The 5,817-nt window shown below is 44.0% G+C and carries 5 protein-coding genes; 3 read left to right on the top strand and 2 right to left on the bottom strand.

Going from position 1 to position 5,817, the window contains the following annotated elements; genetic code table 11:
- Positions 1-64: 64 nt before the first annotated feature.
- Positions 65-1,297 carry a dicarboxylate/amino acid:cation symporter gene (locus tag AC805_RS16065; protein WP_055076356.1) on the bottom strand — a complete coding sequence of 411 codons (1,233 nt, stop codon included), beginning with the start codon at positions 1,295-1,297 and terminating at the stop codon, positions 65-67.
- Between the two features lie 419 nt (positions 1,298-1,716).
- On the opposite strand from AC805_RS16065, the gene AC805_RS16060 reads away from it, so the two are divergent.
- From AC805_RS16060 to AC805_RS16050, 3 genes are all read left to right on the top strand, one after another.
- Positions 1,717-2,544, top strand: a complete 828-nt coding sequence (locus AC805_RS16060; protein ID WP_055076355.1) for a fumarylacetoacetate hydrolase family protein — start codon at positions 1,717-1,719, stop codon at positions 2,542-2,544.
- Positions 2,545-2,923: 379 nt separating this feature from the next.
- On the top strand, positions 2,924-3,739 hold the full coding sequence (locus tag AC805_RS16055; protein ID WP_055076354.1) for a COP23 domain-containing protein: 816 nt from the start codon (positions 2,924-2,926) through the stop codon (positions 3,737-3,739).
- A 113-nt stretch (positions 3,740-3,852) separates the two neighbouring features.
- The gene (locus AC805_RS16050) at positions 3,853-4,308 is read left to right on the top strand and encodes a DUF29 domain-containing protein (protein ID WP_055076353.1); all 456 of its coding nucleotides are present in this window, start codon (positions 3,853-3,855) and stop codon (positions 4,306-4,308) included.
- 32 nt (positions 4,309-4,340) lie between these two features.
- Here the strand turns inward: AC805_RS16050 and AC805_RS16045 are convergent, their stop codons facing one another.
- Positions 4,341-5,543: a phosphoglycerate kinase gene (locus tag AC805_RS16045; protein WP_055076352.1), complete on the bottom strand. Its 1,203-nt coding sequence runs from the start codon at positions 5,541-5,543 to the stop codon at positions 4,341-4,343.
- Positions 5,544-5,817: the final 274 nt, after the last annotated feature.

The following is a 5,817-nucleotide window of genomic DNA, read 5'->3' as shown; positions in this document are numbered from 1 at the left end:
AAGTGACTGTAGCTATAAAAGCCTATGCCAAACGCTTAGCGTTTGGCATAGGCTTGGTTGTTATTTATCTGGCAGGTATTTGTTCTACTTCAGGTAATTGTTCCGCCTCCCAATGGCTCAGGATGATGGCATTTACACTATTACCAGTAATATTCACGACAGTCTTTAACCCATCAGTGATGCGATCGATACCCGCAACCAAGGCGATCGCTTCTAGGGGCAGTCCTGATGCTGATAGTACGGTTGCCATCGTAATCAGTGCTGAGCCTGGAACGCCAGGGGTACTAAAGGAAACAAGTAAACTACTAACGGCGATCGCCATTAATAGCGATGGCGTTAAAGGTACTTGATAAATCTGGGCGACAAATAAAGCGTTAAAACCCTGTAAAATCGCTGCGCCATCACGTTTTAGGGCGGTTCCTAAAGGAATCGCAAAGCTGGCAATTTCTTCCCGCAAACCATAATTTTCTTGAATATTTTGTAATACAACGGGCAAAGCAGCATTAGAACTAGCCGTCCCAAAAGCAAGAGCGATCGCTTCTGAGAGACTGCGGATAAATCTTACGGGATCGGCTTTTAGCAAAAACAAGATTGACATATCGAGGCAGAGCATGATCGAAGAAGCAATTACTAATCCCAAAACATAGAACAATAATTTGGCAACTAATTCTAAACCTTGGGTAGCGATCGTCGAACTCATCAGCGCAAAAACGCCTAGAGGAGCTACATACAAGATTACCGATAGAGTCCTTTCGCTAATGTGATAGATGCTTTCAATCAATTCTACAAAGGGCTTGGCTTTCTCCTTAGCAATTTGGATCCCAATTCCCAACAATACTGCGGAAAAGATGATTTGCAAGAGATTACCAGTACTAAGTGCCTCTAAAGGATTTACAGGAATTAAACTCACTAGCCAAGATAGGAGTGAAGGAGATTCCGCCAGATTAATATCTGCGGATAGGGAAAAACCCGTCACACCACTACCAGGCTGAATTATGTAGGCTGTCCCCATACCCACTCCCAGAGCGATCGAGCTAGTCACTATGTAACTGGTCATTAACTTGACCGTATATCTACCCACTTGACCAGCTCCTTGAATTCGGGTTAACCCCATAATTAAGGAGGAAAAAACAATGGGAACAACTACAAACTGAATCAGCCTTAAGAAAGACTCACCGACTGGAGCTAAAAAAACTTGGTTAATTAGTTCGATATTCTCAGGAAAAGTCGTATTCAGTAAAGTCCCAAACGCAACTCCAGCTACCAGCGAAATTAAAATGAATGTCGATAGATTCATATTTCCAATTACTAATTTAAAAACTACCACCATATCTGAGTTTTGCTAAGTCTTGCTAAGTAGCTAGGTGCAATTAAATATAAAATCCCAAAAGCTGTAGCTTACACGCAGCCAGTGCTATATATTTTGAATCTGGATTTTATTTATGCCTAGCTATTTACTAAGTAGCGTTAGTAAACTTAAAACCAAATACAGGAAGACAATCCCTTACCTCACGGCGGTATAGCTCAAATTAACTCAGTGAGTATCAAAAGAAAGTCCAAGATGAACTGCGATCGCCGCTAACTCGCCGCTAACTTCGCAGGAACTTTAAGCAAGAATGTACTGACTCTCCTTTCTAGGCTTATGATGGCGATTGCTATATAATCAAGTTTGCTAGATTTCCCCTTATTAATGTTTAGATACGAAAAAAAGATGTTATGGCGGAGCGTTATGTTCGCGTAAAAACTTCCCAAGGACAAGTTTATTACGGGCTGTTAGAGTTGAACCAATCTGTCAAGATCCTCAGTGCAGCACCTTGGCTGGGAGGGGAGCCAAATGGTGATTTACTTGCTCCAGATACCTACCAACTCTTAGTTCCCTGTGAACCGAGCAAAATTGTAGCTGTTGGTAAAAATTATTCCGCTCATGCCGCTGAGATGGGTGGTGAAGTGCCGAAAGAACCAATCCTATTTTTAAAGCCAACTACAACTTTAATCGATCCTGAAGGGGAAATAACCCTGCCACCACAGTCGAATCGGGTAGAGTATGAAGGCGAGTTGGCAATGGTAATCGGTTCCCATTGTTTTAATCTGACTCCCAAACAAGCGATCGCTGCCATTTGGGGCTACACGATCGCCAATGATGTCACCGCAAGAGATTTGCAAAGAATGGACAGCCAATGGACTAGGGGAAAAGGGTTTGATACCTTTTGTCCGTTGGGACCTTGGATCGTACGTGAAATCAGTCCCACGGCAATGCTCCAAACCTTCGTCAATGACTTTAAGAAGCCTTTCCAGTCCGCCTCTATTGAGGAAATGGTGTTTTCTCCCGACTACATCGTGTCTTACATTAGCCAGATTATGACTTTGCTTCCAGGCGATATTATCCTGACGGGGACACCCGAAGGGGTAGGACCAATGGAGGCAGGCGATCGCATTTATATCGAAATTGAGGGCATTGGTAAACTGCAAAATACAGTAATTTTGCGATCGCCCTTACCATTAGATGAAGAATCAGATGAAGAAACCGAAGAAATCGATAAGTAAAAAATTGCCGCAAAAAAATTGCCGTGCATATTGCGGCAATTTTTTTGCGTGCAGGGGAACTTATTCCTATCTCTGGCGGTCATAGGTCGATAGCAATCTCTATAGCTAATACCAAAGCTCAAAATGGCTACGCCATTTTGAGCTTTGAAAACCCTTACTAGGTTTACTTTTTAATTCACAAAAGTGTTGTCTCACTTTCGTGAATTGGTATAAATCATTTAGGTATTAAGTAGTCCAGCATAATTAAAAACCCCAGAGAGCGTACCGCCCGCTACGCGGGCGGTACGCTCTTCTAGGTCTTACTAGGCAGCAAAATATATCTGGGGGAAAGTTCGATCTGCTTATCAGTTTTTATATACTCGCTAATCCCACTAATCCTATGAATTACCCAACTCGCACCGTAACTCAATTTCTCAAAAAACAGATCGGCTATCTAGCGATCGCCTTAACTTTGCCCCTTGCGGCAATGCCCAGTTTTGCACAGATCGTTCCCGTTGAGACTAACCCTAACTCAACCCCTTCGACAATTCCCTCCGATAAGCCTAACGACAAAGCTGCCAATCCTTCGGATAACAAGACCGCCCGTTTTAGTTGTCAAATGCGAGAAGGTCAATACATCGTTGTCTATCAACCCAAGAGCCAACCGCAAAAATATTTCCCTTGGGCTGCGCCTGCGGCGATGGGCGATGGCTGGTCTCCCGAACGTCGTTGCAACGAAATCAGCCGTCGTCTCGAACTATACCGCCCCGATGGTCTATTAGAAATGCGTACTAGCACTGAAAATGGCTATAACGTAGTCTGCGCAACTACCGATAAAAATTCTGCCTGTCGCATCGTGTTCACCGTGCCTAACGGGCAAGATCCGATCGCCACTCGTGACAAGGTCTTTGGGAATCTCGCTACGGCTGATAACGGTCAGCAAACTACCGCCGTCAATACCTATAGAGGACGCGATCGCTCTTTAGGCGATCTCAGCAGCGATCTGGGCTTAGGCATTGATTTGTCGGGAATCAATGGCGTGCTTGGTTCTGTCCTGTCACCAAACCGCTCGGGCTCTAATACTCCTACTAATTTGCGCGGTGGTAACCTTTACCTAAAACCGTTCCTCGATCCCAGTGATGGTGGTACGGGTAACTTTGCAAACAGTGGCTTTAATAGCGGTGGCAGAAGACTCAATCCTGATAATTTCCGTTAAATAAATGATTTGCAGCCCGACAAAATCAAACCCAGAAATTTGAAAGTGTTGCTAAACAACACTTTCAAATTTCTAAAGAATTCTTAGAGTGAACATCGCTGTAGGAGCTAGAAATGACACAGGCTATTGCGCGTCAAACTTTATATGAGTCCGATTTCTTCCAATGGACTCAAGATACTGTAGCCAAACTCAAGGCTAGGGACTTTGATCATGTAGATCTTGAAAACTTAATAGAGGAGATCGAGAGCTTGGGCGCATCTCAGAAAAAGGAAGTCAGGAATCGGCTGCGGGTGTTACTTGCCCATCTACTCAAACGAATGTATGTCAATATGCCTGACTGTTTTGAAGGATGGGAAAATACGATCAGGACTCAACGGACTGACATCGAGATTGAGCTTGAAGATATGCCTAGCCTGAAAAGATTTTGGGATGAATTTTTTGATTCGGCTTGGAAGTATGCCTTAAAGGATGTTAGGGGTGAGTACGCTAAAAAAGGCTATCAATTTCCCGATACATGGCAGTTTGAGCGAGATATTGACTCAATGCTAAATGTTGAATTTTGGGAATAAAAAAGCGGCGCTTTGCGCCGCTTTTTTATGTATTAAGCTTCGTTCAAAGCAGCAATACCAGGAAGGATTTTGCCTTCGAGCAATTCTAAGCTTGCGCCACCACCAGTGGAGATGTGGCTCATCTTGTCAGCAACACCCACCTTCTCAACAGCGGCTACGGAGTCACCACCACCGATGATGGTAATCGTGCCTTTACCTGTCAAGTCAGCAAGGGTATGAGCGATCGCTTCAGTACCAACGGCAAACTTATCAAATTCAAATACACCCATAGGTCCATTCCAAATGGCAGATTTGCAATCCGCAAGTGCTGCTTGGAATACCTTTACGGAGTCAGGACCAATATCCAAGCCCATCCAACCATCGGGAATATTTTCAATGCTGACGGTTTGAGAGTTAGCGTCAGGCTTAAAGTTATCCGCAACAACTACATCGGTAGGAAGCAAGAACTTCACACCACGTTCTGCGGCTTTCTTCTCAAGAGCGCGAGCTAGGTCTAGCTTATCTTCTTCAACGAGAGACTTACCCACACTCAAGCCACGAGCTTTGTAGAAAGTGAAAATCATACCGCCACCGATGAGCAGTACATCAACCTTATCCAGCAAGGTTTCGATCACGCCGATCTTGCTGGAAACCTTGGAGCCGCCAACGATCGCCGCGAGTGGACGCTGAGGATTGTCGATCGCACCACTGAGATATTGCAATTCTTTGTCGAGCAAGAAACCAGCAACGGAGGTGCTGATGAACTTGGTTACGCCTTCAGTAGAAGCATGGGCGCGGTGAGCAGTACCAAAAGCATCATTTACATAAATATCAGCTAAGGAAGCTAACTTTTTAGCAAATTCAGGATCGTTCTTTTCTTCTTCAGGATAAAAGCGAACGTTTTCTAGCAAAGCGACATCGCCATTATTAAGGGCATTTACTTGCGCTGCAACTGCGTCGCCGATACAGTCATCGGTTTTGACCACAGGCTTACCTAGCAATTCAGACAAGCGGGCTGCAACGGGATTAAGGCGAAGGCTTTCGGTAACACCCTTGGGTCTGCCGAAGTGACTGGTGAGGATTACGCGAGCGCCAGCTTCAGTCAAGTATTTAATGGTCGGCAAAGCCGCACGAATACGGGTATCGTCGGTAATTTTGCCATTTTCATCTTGAGGAACGTTGAAATCAACTCTTACTAATACTTTTTTGCCTGCCAAGTCAGCAGAGGTCAAGCTTGCTAGATTCTTTTTTGCCATAAAAATTTAAGTTTTCAGTATATAAAATTGCTTTTTTACAAAGTCTTAATAATTTTACACAAATCTGTCCCCATCAACCTAATCGTGAGTAAAAATACTTACCGCCAAAAAGATGGCTATTTTATAAAAAATACTTGCATTGCGATTTACAGCGCTTTGCGCTCAAACCCAAACCAAGGGAATTTTTGAAAGCGTTGCTTAGCAACGCTTTCAAAAATTCCCTTGGTTTGTTTGATCGATAATTGCTGTAATGGCTATACGTATAGCTGTCAGT

It is taken from the genome of Pseudanabaena sp. 'Roaring Creek' (assembly GCF_001402795.1).
Lineage (GTDB): Bacteria > Cyanobacteriota > Cyanobacteriia > Pseudanabaenales > Pseudanabaenaceae > Pseudanabaena.
The sequence above is the reverse complement of the archived record's forward strand: the minus strand, read 5'-3'. Positions and strand labels throughout refer to the sequence as shown.